Annotated in this window: 19 protein-coding genes; 6 read left to right on the forward strand and 13 right to left on the reverse strand. The window is 42.3% G+C overall.

The features are described from left to right. Positions 1-209: 209 nt before the first annotated feature. The 4 genes from MHB71_RS09610 to MHB71_RS09625 form a co-directional block, all read right to left on the reverse strand. Positions 210-1,076 carry an aldo/keto reductase gene (locus tag MHB71_RS09610; RefSeq protein WP_340029421.1) on the reverse strand — a complete coding sequence of 289 codons (867 nt, stop codon included), beginning with the start codon at positions 1,074-1,076 and terminating at the stop codon, positions 210-212. Then, positions 1,073-1,465, reverse strand: coding sequence for a metalloregulator ArsR/SmtB family transcription factor (locus MHB71_RS09615; RefSeq protein WP_047843023.1), 393 nt, complete (start codon positions 1,463-1,465; stop codon positions 1,073-1,075). The genes MHB71_RS09610 and MHB71_RS09615 overlap by 4 nt, the downstream gene beginning before the upstream one ends. A 202-nt stretch (positions 1,466-1,667) precedes the next feature. After that, the gene (locus MHB71_RS09620) at positions 1,668-2,498 is read right to left on the reverse strand and encodes an SDR family oxidoreductase (RefSeq protein WP_339191566.1); all 831 of its coding nucleotides are present in this window, start codon (positions 2,496-2,498) and stop codon (positions 1,668-1,670) included. A 45-nt stretch (positions 2,499-2,543) separates the two neighbouring features. Further along, entirely contained in the window at positions 2,544-3,296 is a 753-nt protein-coding gene (locus MHB71_RS09625; protein WP_338706027.1) for an SDR family oxidoreductase, read from the reverse strand. 116 nt (positions 3,297-3,412) lie between these two features. Between MHB71_RS09625 and MHB71_RS09630 the strand changes: the two genes are divergently transcribed. Both MHB71_RS09630 and MHB71_RS09635 read left to right on the forward strand, forming a co-directional pair. Beyond that, the gene (locus MHB71_RS09630; RefSeq protein ID WP_076253214.1) at positions 3,413-3,856 is read left to right on the forward strand and encodes a MarR family transcriptional regulator; all 444 of its coding nucleotides are present in this window, start codon (positions 3,413-3,415) and stop codon (positions 3,854-3,856) included. A 233-nt stretch (positions 3,857-4,089) separates the two neighbouring features. Continuing rightward, positions 4,090-5,055 (forward strand): LacI family DNA-binding transcriptional regulator, encoded by a 966-nt coding sequence (locus tag MHB71_RS09635; RefSeq protein WP_076253108.1) that lies wholly within the window; start codon positions 4,090-4,092, stop codon positions 5,053-5,055. Between the two features lie 150 nt (positions 5,056-5,205). Here the strand turns inward: MHB71_RS09635 and MHB71_RS09640 are convergent, their stop codons facing one another. Then, positions 5,206-6,528 (reverse strand): 6-phospho-beta-glucosidase, encoded by a 1,323-nt coding sequence (locus MHB71_RS09640; protein WP_076253107.1) that lies wholly within the window; start codon positions 6,526-6,528, stop codon positions 5,206-5,208. Positions 6,529-6,790: 262 nt separating this feature from the next. On the opposite strand from MHB71_RS09640, the gene MHB71_RS09645 reads away from it, so the two are divergent. Both MHB71_RS09645 and MHB71_RS09650 read left to right on the forward strand, forming a co-directional pair. Further along, positions 6,791-7,633: a PRD domain-containing protein gene (locus MHB71_RS09645; RefSeq protein WP_340029422.1), complete on the forward strand. Its 843-nt coding sequence runs from the start codon at positions 6,791-6,793 to the stop codon at positions 7,631-7,633. Positions 7,634-7,859: 226 nt separating this feature from the next. Continuing rightward, positions 7,860-9,743: a beta-glucoside-specific PTS transporter subunit IIABC gene (locus MHB71_RS09650; protein ID WP_340029423.1), complete on the forward strand. Its 1,884-nt coding sequence runs from the start codon at positions 7,860-7,862 to the stop codon at positions 9,741-9,743. Between the two features lie 400 nt (positions 9,744-10,143). Here MHB71_RS09650 and MHB71_RS09655 read toward each other — a convergent pair whose 3' ends face one another. The 3 genes from MHB71_RS09655 to MHB71_RS09665 all read right to left on the reverse strand — a co-directional run bounded on the left by MHB71_RS09655 (position 10,144) and on the right by MHB71_RS09665 (position 13,591). Continuing rightward, on the reverse strand, positions 10,144-10,995 hold the full coding sequence (locus tag MHB71_RS09655) for an arginase family protein (RefSeq protein WP_340030156.1): 852 nt from the start codon (positions 10,993-10,995) through the stop codon (positions 10,144-10,146). Between the two features lie 170 nt (positions 10,996-11,165). Continuing rightward, positions 11,166-12,053, reverse strand: a complete 888-nt coding sequence (locus MHB71_RS09660) for an arginase family protein (protein WP_036671243.1) — start codon at positions 12,051-12,053, stop codon at positions 11,166-11,168. Positions 12,054-12,484: 431 nt separating this feature from the next. Beyond that, positions 12,485-13,591 carry an NADH:flavin oxidoreductase gene (locus MHB71_RS09665; RefSeq protein WP_340029425.1) on the reverse strand — a complete coding sequence of 369 codons (1,107 nt, stop codon included), beginning with the start codon at positions 13,589-13,591 and terminating at the stop codon, positions 12,485-12,487. 129 nt (positions 13,592-13,720) lie between these two features. On the opposite strand from MHB71_RS09665, the gene MHB71_RS09670 reads away from it, so the two are divergent. Beyond that, positions 13,721-14,578, forward strand: a complete 858-nt coding sequence (locus tag MHB71_RS09670) for a LysR family transcriptional regulator (protein ID WP_036671235.1) — start codon at positions 13,721-13,723, stop codon at positions 14,576-14,578. Between the two features lie 263 nt (positions 14,579-14,841). On the opposite strand, the gene MHB71_RS09675 is transcribed toward MHB71_RS09670, so the two are convergent. The 4 genes from MHB71_RS09675 to map all read right to left on the reverse strand — a co-directional run bounded on the left by MHB71_RS09675 (position 14,842) and on the right by map (position 18,260). Then, positions 14,842-15,048, reverse strand: a complete 207-nt coding sequence (locus MHB71_RS09675; RefSeq protein WP_076327559.1) for a hypothetical protein — start codon at positions 15,046-15,048, stop codon at positions 14,842-14,844. Positions 15,049-15,254: 206 nt separating this feature from the next. Further along, positions 15,255-15,626, reverse strand: coding sequence for a hypothetical protein (locus MHB71_RS09680; RefSeq protein ID WP_253508545.1), 372 nt, complete (start codon positions 15,624-15,626; stop codon positions 15,255-15,257). Positions 15,627-16,116: 490 nt separating this feature from the next. Beyond that, positions 16,117-17,355 (reverse strand): DUF418 domain-containing protein, encoded by a 1,239-nt coding sequence (locus MHB71_RS09685; protein WP_340029427.1) that lies wholly within the window; start codon positions 17,353-17,355, stop codon positions 16,117-16,119. A gap of 164 nt (positions 17,356-17,519) precedes the next feature. Next, entirely contained in the window at positions 17,520-18,260 is a 741-nt protein-coding gene (gene map, locus MHB71_RS09690) for a type I methionyl aminopeptidase (RefSeq protein WP_036615705.1), read from the reverse strand. Between map and MHB71_RS09695 the strand changes: the two genes are divergently transcribed. After that, positions 18,177-18,506 (forward strand): winged helix-turn-helix transcriptional regulator, encoded by a 330-nt coding sequence (locus MHB71_RS09695; protein WP_340029428.1) that lies wholly within the window; start codon positions 18,177-18,179, stop codon positions 18,504-18,506. The genes map and MHB71_RS09695 overlap by 84 nt on opposite strands. A gap of 101 nt (positions 18,507-18,607) precedes the next feature. On the opposite strand, the gene MHB71_RS09700 is transcribed toward MHB71_RS09695, so the two are convergent. Next, positions 18,608-19,282 carry a hypothetical protein gene (locus MHB71_RS09700; protein WP_340029429.1) on the reverse strand — a complete coding sequence of 225 codons (675 nt, stop codon included), beginning with the start codon at positions 19,280-19,282 and terminating at the stop codon, positions 18,608-18,610. Positions 19,283-19,394 lie beyond the last annotated feature (112 nt).

Raw genomic sequence — 19,394 nt, forward strand, 5'->3', positions numbered from 1 at the left:
TGTATAATCCTGACAAAGGGCTGTACCCGGTCATGCTCATGACTCACAGGACAGCCCCAAGAAAATAATTACGTATAGACACCTTTTTATATACTCAACTGGACTTCGGGAATCGAAGTGTCGCTTCATGTTCGGGAAGAAAGAAGCTTTTGGGGAATGACCACCAGATTTGAGTATCAGGTTGTTGTTCAAAATCGAATTATGATCCATCAATGAGAACGAATAAATAATTTCATCAAATTGATATAAAACGGGTTGACCATGTAGCCATTCGGACTTACGGAATATCTCTTACCCGTGTCCAACCGTCGTATTTGTTCCATTTCCTTCTCATTCAACTCAAAGTCGAATGTTTCTTTGTTCTCTTTTATCCGTTGAGGATTCGATGATTTGGGGATGACAATAATTCCGCGTTGCAGATGCCAGCGCAAAATGACTTGCGCAACCGATTTCTGATGGCAAAGGGCAATTTCCGCCAGCTTCGGATGCTCCAGCAGCGCTTTGCTTCCCTGCCCCAACGGTCCCCAAGCCTCATGCAGAATCCGATGCCGAACCATATAATCATGCAATTCGTGTTGCGGAAATTCCGGATGGGTCTCGATCTGATTTACCATCGGCGAAATCCGGGAATGTTTCTTCAGATGCTCCAGATGCCGGATCTCGAAATTGGCTACACCTATAACTTTGATTTTACCTGCGTCGTATAACTCTTCCATCGCCTTCCAGGCGTTCACGTATTGAGGACCGGCAAAATGAATCAAATACATATCGAGATAGGTTACGTTCAGCTTCTGGCAAGTCTTCTCGAACGCCTTTTTCGTCGCACGGTACCCCAGGTCTGTCGTCCATACCTTGGAGGTAATGAAGAACTCCTCCCTGGGAATGCCGCTGTTTTGGATGACCAGACCTAGCGCCGCTTCATTACCGTAAATTTTGGCCGTATCGAAATGGCGATAACCCATTCGAATAGCCTCCTCGACAGTCCTCTCGAAGGTCCCCCCGTCTTTGATCTTATATAGGCCGAACCCGAGTTGAGGAATGTCCACTCCGTTTGCCGCTGCGACTGTCTGATTCATTCGCAACTCCCCCTCCCCGTTTTTTCTAATTGTTGTTCCGATGCTTGTTCTTCACATTGCGTTAGCAACTTTTCTATCTCGTTCACCAGGTTTTTCAACAATTTCAACTTGCTACCGGAGTCAAGGCTGTAATAGTTGAGAGTTCCTTCTTTACGAACACTTATTATCTGTGATTCTTTCAATATTTTCAGATGATGTGATACGGTCGGTCGGGAAAGATGAGTTTTCATCCTGATCTCTCCTACGCGCATGCCGGGTTTTTGCGGCCCTTGAATCAAGGCTATGAGGATGGCTTGCCGGGTTTCGTCACCGATCGCATTCAACACCTTCTGATTGTTCTTAAATTCGATAGCAATCGTGGTCGCAAGTTCCTGATCCAGGTAAATCATCCCCTCCCATTTAGAATGTGTAATACTTTTGTAGATACAGCCTATCACAATCTCAGATTCGGCTGTACATCGGGAAAGAAATTCAAGAACCTATTTTTCCCATGTCTTAAGAATACATTAGCAAAAGAAGAAGCCACCCCTGACGAATGGAGTGTCTTCTATTAATGGTTGTTATTTTTTTAAAAAGGCGTGAAAATTCCAATCAGTTGTTGAAGTAATGAGACTGTTTAAGGTCGGGAATCAGTGCAGGTTGCACTGGCCGCCATCCCATAATTTCCTGAGTTGCAATGCTTGATCTCGGGATATCGAGCGATGCGAGTGTGCTGAGAAAGCCAAAATGGGCATCTGCCTCTTCGCGTGAAATGCTGACTACAGGTACGTTCAGTTGCTCACCAATAGCACTCGCGATGTCGCAAAATGGCACTCCTTCATCTGCGACCCCATCTAGTCGTGAACCAGCGGGTGCCTTTTCTAACGCCAGACAATATAGATGCGCGGCATCAAGGCGATGCACAGCCGGCCAGCGGTTGTTCCCCTCTCCCACATAGGCTGAGAAGCCCTTAATCTTGGCAATATTGATCAGGCTCGGCACAAATCCTGTGTCACCCTCACCGTGTACCGATGGACAAAGCTCTACAATCGATGTACGCACTCCACGCCCTGCCAGCGCTAACACCATGTTCTCCGTTGCCACTCCATTCACATGTGTGGTGATTACGAACGGCTTGCCAGATCCTTCAAGTGCCGCCCCCATCGCTTCTACGGCATGCAGATCTGTTGTGAGTGCTCCAGCGAAGTTCGAGAAGTCGTGATGGAATGCCAGATGAATGACGCCATCCGCAGCAGCTGCACCACTACGGAGGCTGTCAAGATCGTTGATGTCACCGCGGTGTACTTCGGCCCCGGACTCTTTTAGTTTCGCAGCACTACTGTCTGAACGCACGAGACCGATGACCTGATGCCCCCTTTCAATAAGTTCGCTGGTGACAGCGGAACCGATGTAGCCTGTTGCTCCTGTTACGAAAACGCGCATCATGAAATCCTCCTTAAGTTACTCACCCTCATTGTATAACTATGATCACCAAGCAATGGGTCCATCCTCATCTGAGAATGTTCCTGTTGGGCCATCCGCTCCAATCATCGCCAGCCGGACCGCTTCACGAGCCCCTTGTTCAACACTACGAGTACCAGCAAAATTATTAAGCGCAGTGGATGTGAAGCCTGGACATGCCGCATTGACCTTGATGTTTGTTGATTCAAGCGCAAATGCAAAGGCAAGTGTCACCGCATGAACAGCTGATTTTGATGCCGAATAGGCACCAAACATCGCACGATGCGAGTTTTCGGGAATAGAGTTCCAGCTAAGGGAGCCGCCGGTACTGCCTATGTTGACGATACGTGCTGCCGGGGCCTCCCGCAAAAGTGGCAACATCGCCTGCGTAACAGCAATAACTCCAAAAACATTAGTCTCATAAACTGTACGAATATCTTCAAGCGAAGCAACGGTCAAAAGACCACTCGCTGCGCCACCGTTCGGAAATGGTTCACCCGATCTGCCTGCGTGCGAGATCCCCGCATTGTTCACGAGTACATCGAGACGACCAAATTCGTTCCGAATACGTTCTGCAGCAGCAGCGATGGAGTTTTCATCTGTAACGTCGAGCTGGAGAGCGTGTGAATCTGAACCGATGCTTTTTGAGGCAGTTTCTCCATTCTCGAGGCTACGAGATCCAACGAGCACGGTGAATCCTTGTTTCGTGAGATCCTTCGCAATTTGAAGGCCGATACCTTTATTAGCCCCGGTGACCAGAGCGACAGGTTTATCTTGCATAGTTATAATCTCCTTTTTTTGTGATTGGTGGGTCCATATGAACTAAGTTGACGCGTCAACCTTGGATCAAATTTAGCACATTGAAGTTGACGCGTCAACCATGTTATTATGCTCCTATGGATAAAAATGAACTTAACGAAGAAGAAATGCGAATATGGCATATGTGGAAAGGTTCCTTTCAGACCATCTTCGGTCGTATCGTCAAAGATATGGCCGATCACTCAGGATTGTCAGAGGGTGATTTTGGAGTATTGGACCGATTAGTCCTTTTTGGGGATGGTAGCCTTCGCCAACAGGAATTAGCCGACTCTATGGACTGGGATAAAAGTCGATTATCTCATCATCTGAAGCGTATGGAAAAACGTGGACTCGTGATGAAGAAACCATTAGACAACGATCGTGGAGTACAAGTCAGTATCACTTCTTCTGGAAAATCAATGTTAGATGATGCCCGTCCCTACCTCTCCAAGGCAATACGCAAACATTTTTTTGAACAATTAACCGAACAAGATATCGAGTTGATTACTAAACTGGCGGAAAGGACAAACTCAAGCTCTTAGCGTCTTATCTAGCCGCCGTCTCGACCACGTTTGTTAAAGGTGAGCTTCTAACAAACGTGGTTTTGGTTTGTCAACCAACGTAGAAGGTATATGAAAAATACGTGTCACTTTGTGAGGATTTAAGTTTTTGTTCTCAACATCTAACATGCCATTATCTGGTCACAAATCGAGATGATGGCCTCTACCTTGTAAACAATTAAAATCGTGCTATCCTTAATGATGAGGTGGATCAGATGGCAAATATTCAAGAGATTGCACGTCTTGCAGGCGTTTCTACAGCAACCGTTTCAAGGGTAATTAATCGACATCCTTATGTAAGCGATTTAACAAGAGAAAAAGTCTTGAACATCATTGAGCAATTGGATTATGTCCCTAATTCAAATGCAAAGTCTTTAAAAAATGGAGCGACAAAAGTCATCGGTGTTATGGGTGTTACTTACAATCCCCTTTTGATGTCACTTGTCCGTTCATTCCACATGATATCCCAAAAATACGGATTCAACATTATGCTTTTTATGACAGACGGAGATCGTGATAAGGAGCTTGTAGCGCTTGAAATGTTACGCAGTAAACAGGTGGATGCCCTTCTTTGTCTGGTACGGACGATTGAGTGGGATATCATCGAATCCTATACGAAATATGGGCCAATTGTAACATGGCAGCGTCTTACCAGCGACACCATACCGTCCGTATTTATGGACCAATATCAAGGTTATACGCTGGGTCTCGAATATCTGTATGCCAGAGGTTATCGTAAAATTTTGAACGTGTATTCGTCCAAAGGACAGAATACCTTGGAGCGAATAAGAGCTTATGAGGATTTTGTACAGAAGCATGGGTTGAAGAACACTGGCTTTCCGCAATTTCATAATAAAGTCACCATTCATGATGGTGAGGAAATAGCGCGATGGTGGATAGAACAAACGGACAAGCCGGATGCCATTTCCTGTTCGACTGATGAGGTAGCAGCAGGTATTTTAACGGAGATTCAACGCTCGGGGTTTTCGGTTCCGGATGATGTGGGAATCATGGGATTTGATAATACAGACAGCGCTCACCTGCTGGATCTGACAACGATCCATTACCCCGTGGATAAACAAGCAGAGAATGCCTTTAATATTATTATGAGTATGCTGGAAAATTCGGCATCCAATCTTCATCCTCTTCAGTTTAGACTGATTGAACGAAAATCTACATAAAACAATATCCATCCTTTTAAAAGAAGAAAAGAGCCCATTTGAGATCATGAGTTCTTTTCTCTTCCATCCCGTTAAACTTCATGAACGAACAACATTCAGGCCTGTCCCTATATGAGGGACAGGCCTGAATGACTTCAATCTCTAAATAAATTATTTGTGAAATTGCGGAAGATGTTCTTTATGCGCTTCCAACATTTCATCTAAAACTACCTTAGCAATGTCACCGCTGGTAACGAGCGGATTAAGTGTGAATGCTTGTAGAGCGGTTGCATAATCTCCTGTGACCGCTGCTTCGATCGTCAGTTCCTCCATTGCCTTCATCACCTGCAATAGCCCTTTTTGTGCGGACGGGAATGCGCCAAAGTGAACAGGCTCTGCACCATGGGCTGTAATGATACTTGTAACTTCGATGGCACTGTTATATGGTAGATCGCTAATTGCTCCGCGGTTCTGTGTGTTGACTACCATATGCGTTCCCTTGTTGTTATATACGGAATTAATAACTTCACAAGCTGCGTCGCTGTAATAAGCACCTCCGCGTTTTTCCAATTCCTTAGGCTTGTAATTCAGGTTAGGATCTTTATAAAGTTCAAACAAACTTTCCTCCAGGCGTTTCACAACCTGCCCGCGAGTTCCTTCGCCATTGACCGCTTCTACTTCCTCTTCAAGCATGCTGTCGGTCATGTAATAGTACCGGTGATAAGGACAAGGCAGCATACCCAGTTGGAGAATTTGCTCATACAAGAAACGCATGCTTTTTATATTTTCGACCATTTTTTCTGGCTCGGCATCAGGACCGTAGAGCTTTTCGATGGCCTGTTTAGTTAGCTCTTTACCATCTCGGTCATAAATTTTGTGCCAGTGAAGGTGATTAATACCGGCAAATTTGAAGAACAGTTCCTCTTCATTTTTTTCCAGAACAGCAGCTTCATTCTTGGAGGAAATAATCGGAACATTGCACAAACCAATGACCTTCTCCCATTTACCATATTGGAGCACAGCTTCCGTTACCATTCCCGCAGGGTTCGTGAAATTGATTAACCAAGCATCTGGGCAAAGTTCCTTCATGTCCTCAACAATTCCAAGAACGACCGGAATGGTACGGAATGCTTTGAACATCCCACCTGCTCCGTTGGTTTCCTGACCAATCATCCCATGGCTAATCGGAATCGTTTCGTCCTTAATACGAGCTTCCAAAAGACCGACCCGGAATTGGGTGGTGACAAAATCGGCATCGGCCAACGCTTCTCTTCGATTAAGCGTCAAGTGAATATCACAGTCGATTCCCGCCGCTTTTACCATCCGTTTAGCCATGGCTCCTACAATTTCAAGTTTCTCTCTTCCTGCTTCAATATCTACAAGCCACAATTCACGTATTGGAAGTTCATGATGCCGTTTGATAAAACCTTCGATCAATTCTGGGGTGTAACTCGATCCGCCGCCAATCGTCACAATTTTTAATCCCTTTTTCATTTTGAAGTCCTCCTTGTTCTATTGTGTTCTCAATTTGGACTCTATCTTGTGTAATGCATTACATGTCAAGAACTTTTTTTATGGGATTAATTTGTAACTTGAAACCGCTTTATCACTTGTGCTATAGTTACCTCAAATAAGGATTGTGACCGTTGATTCGGGCAATACCTAAGAAAGTTTGAGTGCCGTTAACCAATTGGCGGCGTTTGAACTATCTTAGGTTTTTTTTATGCATATTGCAGAAAACAAGGAGCCGATGCACATGATTATTGAAAAAGTATTAAACAATAACCTTCTGCTGACCCGCAATACAAAGGGGAAGGAAGTCATCGTTATGGGTAAAGGCATCTCCTTCCAAAAAAGTGCAGGTGATGAGGTCGATGAATACAAGATCGATAAAATTTTCCATTTAGCCGAGCATGCATTTGCTGTAAAAATGGCTGAACTGATACATGAATTACCCGCCGTTCATTTCGAAGTTGTGAACGAGATCGTAAAACACGCCAACCATGTACTTGGTACTGAACTCAGCGACAATATTTATCTGTCGTTAACCGACCATATCAGTTTTGCCATCCAACGTAAGAACAAAGGTATGGAGATTAAAAATGCCATGTTGTTCGAAATTAAACGTTTCTATAAAACGGAATTCAGTATCGGATTGGATGCTCTGCAGTTAATCAGCGACATGATTGGAGTTTCGCTCGGGGAAGATGAGGCTGGTTTTATCGCCTTACATGTCGTCAATGCCCGACTTGACGGCACGGAAATGAAATTGACGATAAAGATGACTGAAATTGTCAACGAAATTTTGAAAATCGTCACGTACCATTACGGCACTGTTCTTGATGAATCGAGCTTAAATTATTCGCGTTTCTTAACACACCTTCAATATTTCGCCATGCGCTTATTGCGCCACGAGATTCACCAAAGCGGCGAAGATTTTTTATATCAACAGGTGAAAAAGACTTATGTCAAAGCCTTTTCCTGCACTTGCAAGATCAACGAGTACTTAGAAAAAACGTATGTACAGTCCTTAAACAAAGATGAATTCGTTTACTTAACCATTCATATCCAGCGGCTTACTGAACGAAGCACTTTATAGTCCTATTTCTTTCAAGCTAAAACTTCATATACAACACATTAGATAAAGGATTGTGACTGGTAAAGCAGGCAAAACCTGGACTGATGGCAAAATGATTTTTCTTTTTATTTTGCCACGAGTTCAGGTTTTGCTGCTTTTTGGAAGTGAAACGATGTAAGCCGGCACATCAGGAACGAACAGCTCACAACCTGAGATCAATTACCCATCATGAAGGAGGCAATATGCTATGAGTAATAAAGACAAAGAACTGTCCATACGTGTTATTGAACTTGTTGGCGGTGAATCTAATGTGAATGATGTATATCACTGTGCAACCAGGCTTAGATTCACCCTGAAAGATCATACAAAAGCGAATGAACAGGCGTTGAAAAATATAGCTGGAGTCATCACCGTTGTGAAAAGCGGCGGTCAATTTCAAGTCGTCATCGGCAATAACGTGTCCAAAGTTTATGAAGGAATCATGGAGCACACCAACCTTCAAGATGGCGGCAGCAAAACGGATACTAAAGAGAATGCAGAAAAAACAGGAATATTCGGAAAAACCGTAGATCTTATTTCCAGTGTTTTTTCCCCGCTGCTCAGTGCGCTAGCTGGAGCTGGATTACTCAAAGGTCTGGTTGTTTTGTCTGTGGCGCTCGGCTGGCTAGATGACACCTCAGGAACTTATCTAATTTTAAACGCGGCATCAAGCAGTGTATTCACCTTTTTGCCCATATTTTTGGCAGTTACTGCCGCAAGGAAATTCAAAGCTAATATGAACGTATCCTTGGCTATTGCAGGAGCCCTGGTCTTTCCGACCATTTCCGCTGCGTTTAATAGCGGTCAAACTTATGATTTCTTAGGCATCCCCATTGTGCTTGTGATGTACACTTCCACTGTGTTTCCAATCCTTCTGGCGGTGTGGGTTCAATCTCATATAGAAAAATGGTTCAACTCGATTATTCACCAGTCTATCCGCAATATTCTTGTGCCGATGCTGTCGCTTCTAATTGTCGTCCCGCTTACCATTCTTGCTTTTGGACCGATCGGCAACAGTGTTAGTCAGGGGTTAGCTAGCGGTTTTACCTCACTCATGCAATTCAGCCCAATGTTGGCAGGAGCAGTCACTGGTGGTTTCTGGCAGGTCATTGTTATCTTCGGACTTCACTGGGCTTTTCTTCCAATTACACTTAATAATCTGGCGACAATAGGCTATGACTTAATGCGGCCGATGTTGACCGCAGCCGTGCTGGCTCAAGCCGGTGCTTTGCTCGCCGTTATGCTGAAAACCCGCAATTCACAGCTTAAAACCCTTTCCGGATCTGCTACGATTACTGCGATTTTCGGAATCACGGAACCAGGCATTTACGGAGTTACTTTACGATTGAAAAAACCGTTCATTTACGCATGTATTTCCGCAGCGATCGGGGGCGCAATTATCGGAGTCGGGGGTGGTCGGGCAGTCGCTTACTCACTTCCCAGCCTGCTCGCTTTTCCTACTTACGTGACAACGGGGTTCGCCTCGGTTGTGATCGGTGTTTCCGTATCTTTTGTCCTGGCTTTTCTACTCACGTTGCTGCTTGGATTCAAGGATCTTGAGGCTACTGTTGAGGAGCCGCAGATTGAAACTTCTGGACAGGAAAAACAAGCGATTGAGCCAAGTGAATCTCGGTTAAACAAGGAAATCATTGTGAGTCCGCTTAAAGGCAGTGTTCAGCTACTTGAAGATTTGCCCGATCCCGCCTTCTCTTCAGGTGCCATGGGACAGGGGCTTGTCATTGAACCCACTGATGGAATTTTGGTATCGCCAATCAATGGTATCGTAACCACCGTATTCCCTACCGGTCATGCGCTCGGTCTGACCACGGACAGTGGCATGGAGCTTCTGATCCATATTGGAGTGAATACGGTAAAGCTAAAAGGACAATTTTTTGAGAAAAAAGTTAAAGAGGGCGATCGGGTTTCTTGCGGGCAACTGCTTGTAGAGTTTGACGCGGTGCAAATCCGGACAGCCGGTTACATCACTGCCACCTCAGTCATCGTTACCAACTCCGCCAACTACTTGGACGTGTTAAAAACTACTGAACAGGAAGTGAAGCAAGGCGATTATCTAATGTCGGCGGTAGTCTAACGATTGGAGATGGATTACCTGTCGGTAATCGAACTATTTTCGGGTTATATAACTGTCTACTAAATTCACTTATTCCATTCACTTATTCCGTATGATCCAAAGAAGCCACTCCTGCAAAGGAGTGGTTCTTCTCTGGATAGCACTTTCCGTTTATTTATTAGCTACAATTGTAAATTCCCATGGAAGTTTTCGGTTTGCCAATCACGATGTCGGATGAAACTCTTGGACCAGTAAGCATCTCTGACTCCACGCTTAACTAGATAATACCAAACGCCTTGTTTCATGAAGACGAAGCAGTTTTGTTGTGATTTTTACATTTCTAATCTATATGAGCGATTAGCTAAAATTACTCAAGTATATATAATCATCAGTACATCTACCAATTTTCAAAAACTCTCTTTTAGTTTTTTAGAATTGGCATATCCTTAAGTAAATTTTTTAAGTTTATAGCATCCCATGGAAGATGTTCTGTGATACCTAGTCCAACAACCGTAGTTAACAAGCTAACTTCTTGTATTAAAGGTATCAGCTCTGTAAGTTGCATCGTACCCATACGAGTATGAATTTTGTCAGACAGCGGCTTAGCAAATGACAATGACCTGAAAATCTTCGGATCAAGTACATCCAAATCCAAATGAATTACTACGTATTTGATTTGATTTTCTGAAATCCAGTCCAATATTGGTTTATTATTATCCTTTAATTCGGCGCTAGTTGCTGAACTAATAGATAACCTAGAAATAAGTTCCGATTCATGTTCAGTTGTTTGAACAAGTCCCGCTAACATAACGTTCTTCGGTAAGAAAGGCTTTTTAACCTTTTGAGAAAATTCTGGCGCTCCCTCACCTAACAGATTTCCTAATATATGAGCATGCCCGTTGGGCGTCACCTCTGGGGTTGCCACGTCAGGATGTGCATCGATCCATAATAGTCCAACTTCACTATTATAACGCTCATTTAAATAGGCGAATGGCGCTTGTTCAACCAAACAATCCCCGCCAAACATAACAATTCGATCGGGTTTATAAGCTTCAATTAAATGAGTTGCTGCATCCAGTTGATTCAACAATTGGTTCTTACCTACGATTCCTCCTAAAATACCTTCCTCTGTGTGGAGAGTCATATCTTCACTATAGGATACAGGTACTTTAACTGTCGTATGATTATTGTTTTCTGGAGCTAACCATGCTAGGAGCTCAGCTCCAAGAATATAACTTGGTTTGTTTCCTCCCTGCCACTGGGGCATTAGCATGCGTAACGTTTTAACAGTTTTATTATCAGTCACTTGTTTGTTCTCCTATCTAATACAGATGTAGTTCTTATGAATGCTACTAAGGAGACTAACTATATGAAGAAAGTGCTTCTGTTCCTTAATATCGATGGTCCCTTTCATTAAGCGCATACTTTTGAAGCATTAGTATCTTAATCGTTAAGGATAGGCATTTTCTGAAGTAGTTGTTTTAAGTTTATTGCATCCCATGGAAGATGTTCGGTTATCCCGAGACCAACTACATCAGTGACATCACTAACTTCATTGATCAATTTTGCTACCTCAAAAAGTTGCATTTTGCCCATAGGAAAATCAATCTCTAAGTCTGATAACGGATTTGCAAAGAGCAATGATCTGAAAATTTTCGGGTCAAGAACGTCCAGATCCAAATGAATCACCAAATATTTAATCCTATTCGTTTCGATCCAATCCAGCACAGTTTTGCTACTTTCTTTTAATTGAGAACTGGACGCTGATTTAATTGATAATCTTGAAATTAGTTCCGATTCTTGGCCAGTCGGTTGATCTATTCCCGCGATCATTACGTTCTCTGGACGAAAAGGCTTATCTACTTTAGCAGCGAATTCAGGAGCTCCCTCACCTAATAGATTACCCAATACATAAGTATGACCATTGTAGTATTCTTTTGGTGTTGTTATATCAGGATGCGCATCAATCCAAAGTAATCCCAACTCACCACTGTAACGTTCGTTTAAATAAGCGAATGGGGCTTGCTCCACTAAACAGTCTCCTCCAAACATGACAATTCGGTCTGGTTGATATGCTTTGATTAAATGATTTGCCGCATCAAGTTGATTTAATAATTGCTCTTTTCCCACAATATCACCTATAATACCTTCCTCTTTTTCCAAGGGGGTATCATCGCTCATTGAAACAGGTACTTTAACGGTTATATGCTTGTTATTCTCTGGAGCTAGCCATTCAAGAAGCTCAGCTCCAAAGGAGTAATTAGGATTATCTCCCCCTTGCCATTGAGGCATTAACATACGCAACGTTGTCGAATTTTCTTTGCTTTTCATGATCTTTTCTCCTTTACATCGAGGTACAATTTAGTATACATGAGTCACATATTATGAATAGTACGCACTTTTATGATAGGTACTTTCCAAAAAGATAGTGTGTAACTTATAGATGAATTCCACAGGCGGTATCAAAGGTTCAGGCATCTTTCGTTGTTATCTGAATAAGAACGTTAAAATCACTTTGAAATGGATATTTCCAAAATTAATTAGTATATAATTGCAACCCACTAATTGAATGTCTGTTTTCTACCTTAATTGCCACAGGTCATCCGTTTAAAACGACCTATGGCAATACTATTATTGCTCAATAAGTTCTGAAAGCCATTTATTTGGTGTCGAGAATGCATACCACTGATTGAGAGCTCTACACAGATAGTATGACATCCTCAGTTTGAAATAATTGAGTAAAATACTTTTGTCTGTTCCCATTAAAGGATTTCAAAATTTTTGATCGTTGCATCTGGTCGCAGTATCTTATCCTCTCTCATCTCAGCTAGTAGCTTACCTTCTTTAACTTTAGTAACCCAATCGTGGTTAGCTAGAGCTCCCTTTCCTAATGTCACGAGATCAGCCTTATCATCAGTGATGATTTCAGATGCTTTTAATGGATCTTCAAGTAGACCGTTGGCAATGACAATTTTACCTGAAAATCTTTTAGCTAGTTGTACCAATGAAGGCCCATTCTCTTCGAAAGCAGGCTTCCATGCCTTATATTCAGTCACATGAATGTAATCAAGCCCGGTTTGCCCTAATCCACCGAAAATGACTTTAGCATCTGCTTCACCTCCACCCCATTTATGGATATAGTAATTGACTTTGGCTTGAGAAATTCGAATACCTACTGTAAAATTCGGTCCAACGGCTTTACGGACTGCAGATGAAACTTCAATTAAAAGCCGTACCCGATTTTCGGTCGAACCGCCATACTCATCTGATCGTTCATTAGTGTAGTCGGTCAAGAATTGATCAAGCAAGTAACCATTGGCTCCATGAATTTCAACACCATCAAACCCTACTGCTTTTGCCCGGATTGCTGATTCCACAAATCCCTGAATCACTTGTTCGATATCTTGCTTTGTTGCAGCTATCGGAGTAGGAAATTTATCAACTCCACCATAGAACGCCAAAGGATCTCCTTTAGGTTGCACTTCTGAAGGAGCTAGGTTATGGGAACTGAAGCGATTTCCTTGAGAAAGTGCTCCTGCATGCTCAAGCTGAACTATAATTGCAGCATCCGCTTCATGTACAGTATCCACGACTTTTTTCCAAGCAATAGCTTGTTCTTCATTTATCAAGCCAGGTTGGTTAAAGTAACATTGACTGTACAATTGATCTGTGTATGTTCCTTCTGTAATGACAAATCCAAAACCTCCACGAGCAAAAGACGAATAATATTCAGCCATCTGCTCCGCGGCAAGACCTTCCGGAGTAGCACTCGTACGAGTCATTGGAGCTACTCCTACACGATTTTTTAGAAAGTTATAACCAACGTTGACAGGTTCAAACAATTTATTTTTGGGTACCAATTCAACCATCCACCTTTAACAATTATGTTTATATATCTTTCAGAATATGAACATTATAAAATGAATGAAATGAACAGTAAAATTGATGTTATTGAATCTTTAGTTCATTAAAAATGAACTCACTTTAGGAGGGTATCTATGGAACTCCGCCATTTGATTACATTAAAAACTATTGTTGAAAAAGGAGGGTTTAAGAAAGCAGCTGAACATCTCGGTTATGCTCAATCTTCTGTCACGACACATATTAAAGAATTGGAGGAAGAGTTCGGTAAGCCTATTTTTGATCGCTTAGGTAAACAAGTTGTGCTCACACAATACGGACATCAATTTCTGCCGTATGCTCATAAAATTATTGAGTTGTATACACAAGCACTTACTTCAAATGATGAGCCCTCGGGAAATTTGACACTAGGTATTTCGGAATCCTTAATGATCTGTCGCATCCCTTCTTTATTGGTTGAGTATGGTGAGAAATATCCGCAAGTTAACCTTTCGCTCAAATCACTTGACTACCAAGATGTCTCTCAAGCTGTTCAAAATGGTGAGATTGACCTTCTTGTTGCCTTAGAAAAAGAGGGATGGGGGGCTCCCGAACTACACTGCGAACGTTTGGTGAGAGAAAAAATGGTCCTTATTAGTCCCCCTCATGAGAAAAACCATGTAAAAGGAACTGTGTTATATACGGAACGTAGCTGCAGTTACAAATCTGTATTCAAGGATTACATCAATTATAAAAAAGTCGATGTTATGAACAGTATAGAGTTCCAAAGTATCGAAGCGATTAAGCAATGTGTGAAAAACGGACTAGGCATTTCGATGGTTCCTTACTTTTCTGTCAAAGAAGAATTAAAATCCAAAAAATTTCAAGGCGAAGAAGTTGGGTCTGACCGCCCTACAATATCCACATATTTGGCATATCACAAAGATAAGTGGATTTCACCTGCAATGAAACAGATGATTAATCTAATTCAAAAACACGCAGCTAATTGGGAATAGCTCACTTTTGAATAAAAAGAAAGTCAGCTATTAAATATAATAGCTGGCTTATTATTATGTGCATAATAGAAACTCCTTACTCAAAAAATCTTGGGATATCTACTAAAAATAAGTGTTTCATCTTTCACATTTTTGTTAAATATCAACGACGATAGAACATTTATTAGCGCTGGGGCTCAAATCCTCAGGTAAATGTATCAACTTATCTAATAGGAACAAATATACGAATCATAAAATCATCCAAGGCATATTCAAGAAAGTGGTCAACCACGCTTCAATCTAATCCGAAATGACACAATGTTCTTGTCCCTCGACATCAACTCATAATATATGGTATCGACCGAACCATTAAAGGTTACGATGACATCAGGTCTCGCATCCATAATCTTTTCCAGATTCGCTGAGTCACTACCCAAGTCAATAATCTGGGCAGGACAGGCGTAAGGCTGTAATGTAGCAAACTCCTTCATTGCTTCCACCCCACTGGTTGATGCGAGTGGAGGCCTATTCAAAACAAAAATTATCTAATCGATCATTGAAATAAGTTCTTTCCCCTCAACCTTTTAGATAGGCAATTACATGAATAAACAAAAAAAGCCGCTGCTTTAGCGACTTTGAATGATATTATAAAACCAACGATTTAAACTCTTGAATACCTAATCTCCAGCAGAGTATCCTATGAAAAATATTTCCCTGAGTGCAGATCTTCTATTTCTTGAGAAAGTCTTTTAGTATGCGGCTTCATATAACATTGAGCTTTTTTCAAAATATCGGTATGCCCACCTAGATCATACAAAATTGTAGTAGATAACACTTGTACAATATAAAGGCTCGTTTGAGTTGCCATCCATTCAAAAAAATTGAAAAACTTCTCAATTTGTTCTGTATCATCATTTTCACGAAGCAATCCTTCAACATAAGTAGCCACTTCATCACCAAAAAACACATGTCCTAGAAACTCTTGATATAAATCCAAATGTTCTATATAACAATCGTGGAATTCAGGAAAAAGTTCTAAGAATTGATTGATTAAAATACCTTTGTCCATTCTCCAAGCTCCCTACTTCCTACCTACATATACTCACTGTTCTTTTCGTTTAAAAAACATCTTGCCAACCATAAGTCCCATAGCCGATGAACAGATCAGATACCCAAAGAACAAGAAAAGTAAATAAATAACATGAAGATCTGCAGGAATCTGTTTCAAACCTTCAAACCAAGCAAAACGAAAAGGATAAAAGATAACTACCCAAATGATCAGCAAGAAAAGAAGAAAATTAATTATTTTTAGCACAATAATGATCCTTTCAAGCTTGAGTGGAAACAGTTGAATGTATACGCTTCATATTTCATTTCGCATTACCTTACCACTGCCCGCACTATATTAGTTAGCTTATGTATTAGGGTTGATATGTTGAATCTATAAATAATTACTAATTATAACAGGAAACATTAGGGAGATGATCGTTACGGCATAAAGAAGCCCTTTCTTTTGGTGGAACGAGCTTCTTTTTGCGTTTCACGATAACACTTTATGCTTACTGGACACCAGGCGCGTTTTCATTCGTAGTTAAATTCGATCTTTTCTTCTTTCTTGGCTGCCCTTTCCAGGACAGATAAGTCCAAATCCGTAGGATATACTCGACAGGTCCATTGCTAAATTTCTTAAGATATAGCGGACTGAGCCACAATTGAATAACGTAGACAGCAAGCGCAATAATTGCTCCGATAAACACGCCAGCACTTCCAAACAGTCCCAGGCCATATCCATAGAAAATTGTTGTACAGATTACGCTCTGCATCAGATAATTCGTCAACGAGAGACGGCCGACCGCCTCGAACCTGCCCATCAGGCTGCAACGGCGGTTTCCAGCATACAACAGCGCGAATGCGTATATGTATCCGAGTGCAAGCAACGCTCCTCCAAGCGTCCCCCCGATTCCGATTCCGAGCCAACCTTCCGCACCCAATTGTGGCGCCAATACACCGTATGCTTTGAGTATCAAACCTACCGGAATCAATAATGATGCCCGGCGAAGATATATAGCTCGCATCGTTTGGGGATCGCTAAACGTGCCTATTCTGGCAGCGTGCATGCCGAGCAGGAACATCGGCACCGTCATGAGTGGTGCTAACATCAGGGCTATCAGGGCAAATGACAGCTCCAAATCCCCGCCGAATGGATCGCCGTTATTACTGAAATTCCTGATTTCCGCGTATGTGCCGTTGCCGTATACATCCTGACTTTGAATGATGTAGTTCTCCATATGAATGGACTCAATCGCCAGCGGGTTCATCGGATTAGATGCCGGGAGACCAAGTATGCCCGCTCCCATGAGTAGCAGTACCGCCCATATGAGCAGCGTTTTGGGCTTCCGATTAAGGAACATGAGCAAGAAGAAACCGAGTACACCATAAAATGTAAGGATATCCCCTTCCCACAGATAGATGATGTGCAGTAATCCGATTCCAAACAGTAGTAGAAAACGGCGTGCCAGATGACACTTTGGTCGTAAATCTCGTGATTTTAGGCTTTCCGAGAGCTTAACCATTCCAAAGCCAAACATAAATGCAAAAATCGGCATAAAACTTCCCACCACAGTGATCAGCAGGAATGAGAGGAAAGCCTGATCTGCTCCGCCAATCCCGAACAGTTGGGGTTTGCTCTGGCCATACATTCCATATTGGAAAGCCAGCATATTCGCCAGCACAATGCCGACCAAACTGAATCCACGCAGTCCATCAATGACTTGAACGCGCTCTTTTGATGTGCTCAATCAATCACCTCTGTCTATAACATAAAGATCAGATCTAAATATACGTTAAATCCTTCCATAATTTCAACATAAATTAATAAGCGAACGTTTATATTTTGATTTAATTTGACGTACCAATAAAATAAAAAAAGTCGCTAAATTTAGCGACTTTCAGTTTGAACACCTTAAAGAGTGACAATAATCGGACCATTTTTAGTAAGAATAATGGTATGTTCTATTTGAGCTACATAGCTGTTTTTAGTAACAAAGGTCCAGCCATCTCCAGTTTGGACTACTTCTTCTTCTGAAGTTGAAATAAATGGCTCGAATGCGATAACCATACCTTCTTTTAACAATTCATCATCCGATGGATCATTATAATTATAGATGTGGTCAGGTGCTTCGTGTATTCCACGTCCAACACCATGTCCTGTAAGGTTTTTGATAACCGTTAATTCATGCTGTCTAGCAGTTTGGAATACGGCTTTTCCGATCCCGCTTTTTTTGGAACCCGGTTTTGCTTTTTTTAGACCTGCTTCAAATGCTAGTTTAACAACGTCGCATATTTTCGTTAACACTTCTGCACCTTCGCCTACGACAAACGAGAGTCCCGTATCTGCAAAATAACTGTTCTTGGAGCCAGACACATCAATATTGACGATGTCCCCTTCTTGAATAACCCGATCTCCCGGAATACCATGTGCCACTTCTTCATTAACACTAATACAAGTAAATCCTGGGAAATTATATTCACTTTTTGGAGCAGAAACTGCGCCGGCTTTCTCAAAAAGCTCTCCGGCCAGATCATCAAGTTCTTTAGTTGTTATGCCCGGAATGGTTCTTTGAACCAATTCATCTCGAATAGAAGCCACAATTTTGCCAATTTCCTTCAACCCATTAAAATCTTCTTCTGTTCTTGCGATCATTTTTTCTTACCTCACTATCTTTTATCATTAATTGATTGCATAAGTGTTATCTTTGATTGCACATTAGATAATCATATCCAAAGCAGCAAAGCTTCGCAACTTTTTTATGCGGAGGTACCGGCCAGAGTCGAATACAGCTTGAGCGATTTAGGTAATACGCTGAGGCCCATCATTAGTGTGATGGAAACATGGGGAATAGATTATAAGAAGCTCAATGAGGATACTTCGACCGATACAGACGAATAGGATTACGGATAGTAGAAAACGAGCGCATCCATGTTCAGGGTGCGCTCGTTTTTTTGGTGGTTCCTTTTGTGGAATTGTAAAAGTTCGTCCTTACTTCCTCTTTAATAGCGTAGCCACACACTCATCTCACCAGCCAGCCGATTACCCCACAGATAATAGGGAATGGCCTTGAATCGTACAGCCTTTGTCTGCTTAATATAAGAACGGTACGGCTTCTCATCTGACCATAAATCGCTGTCGTCAGTCACGAGACCATCCCCTTCTACCACGATACAACCACCTAGCAAATCTGGATCAGCATACGCGGTTAATTGTGGCTCCGAAGCCAACGCGAGCGAAGTGAGCGGTGCCCCGTTGTCTGCTTCTTCTACGCAATAAACAAGCGGGCCGCGTTGAATAGCCACCCTGCCTGCATCTGCCCGAATTAAAGGGTGCGCAGCAACTAACTTCGGCTCGACCGGAAGTAGCCACTCCACTGTATTACCATCTGACCAGCTGCGTTTTATTTTAGCGTAACCGTTCTCAACATGAATATCTTGCCGTTCACCATTTACTTTCAAGGTGGGCTGTCCGTTTTGGAACCAATTTGGTATACGCAGCGCAAGCTCGAACTCGGCAAATTCGCTGCCTTTGGGGAGCTGAACCGAGAATTCAACGCGGCCGTTCCAAGGCAAATCAGAGCGTTGATGCAATATTATTGTGGTGTCGGCAAGCTCGAACGAGGCTTTACTTCCAATATACAAATGGGTATAGATCGTTCTGCCATCCTCAGACACGTCGTAAATATACTCGTCTAGCTATGATGAACGTAACCGCAAAAAATAGCCCTCCATATTGCTGCACATCGTAGGTTAAAATGGACAGTAAGAAGACCACCATTTCAGAGCT

The organism is Paenibacillus sp. FSL H7-0940, assembly GCF_037979415.1.
Classification (GTDB): Bacteria; Bacillota; Bacilli; order Paenibacillales; family Paenibacillaceae; genus Paenibacillus; species Paenibacillus amylolyticus.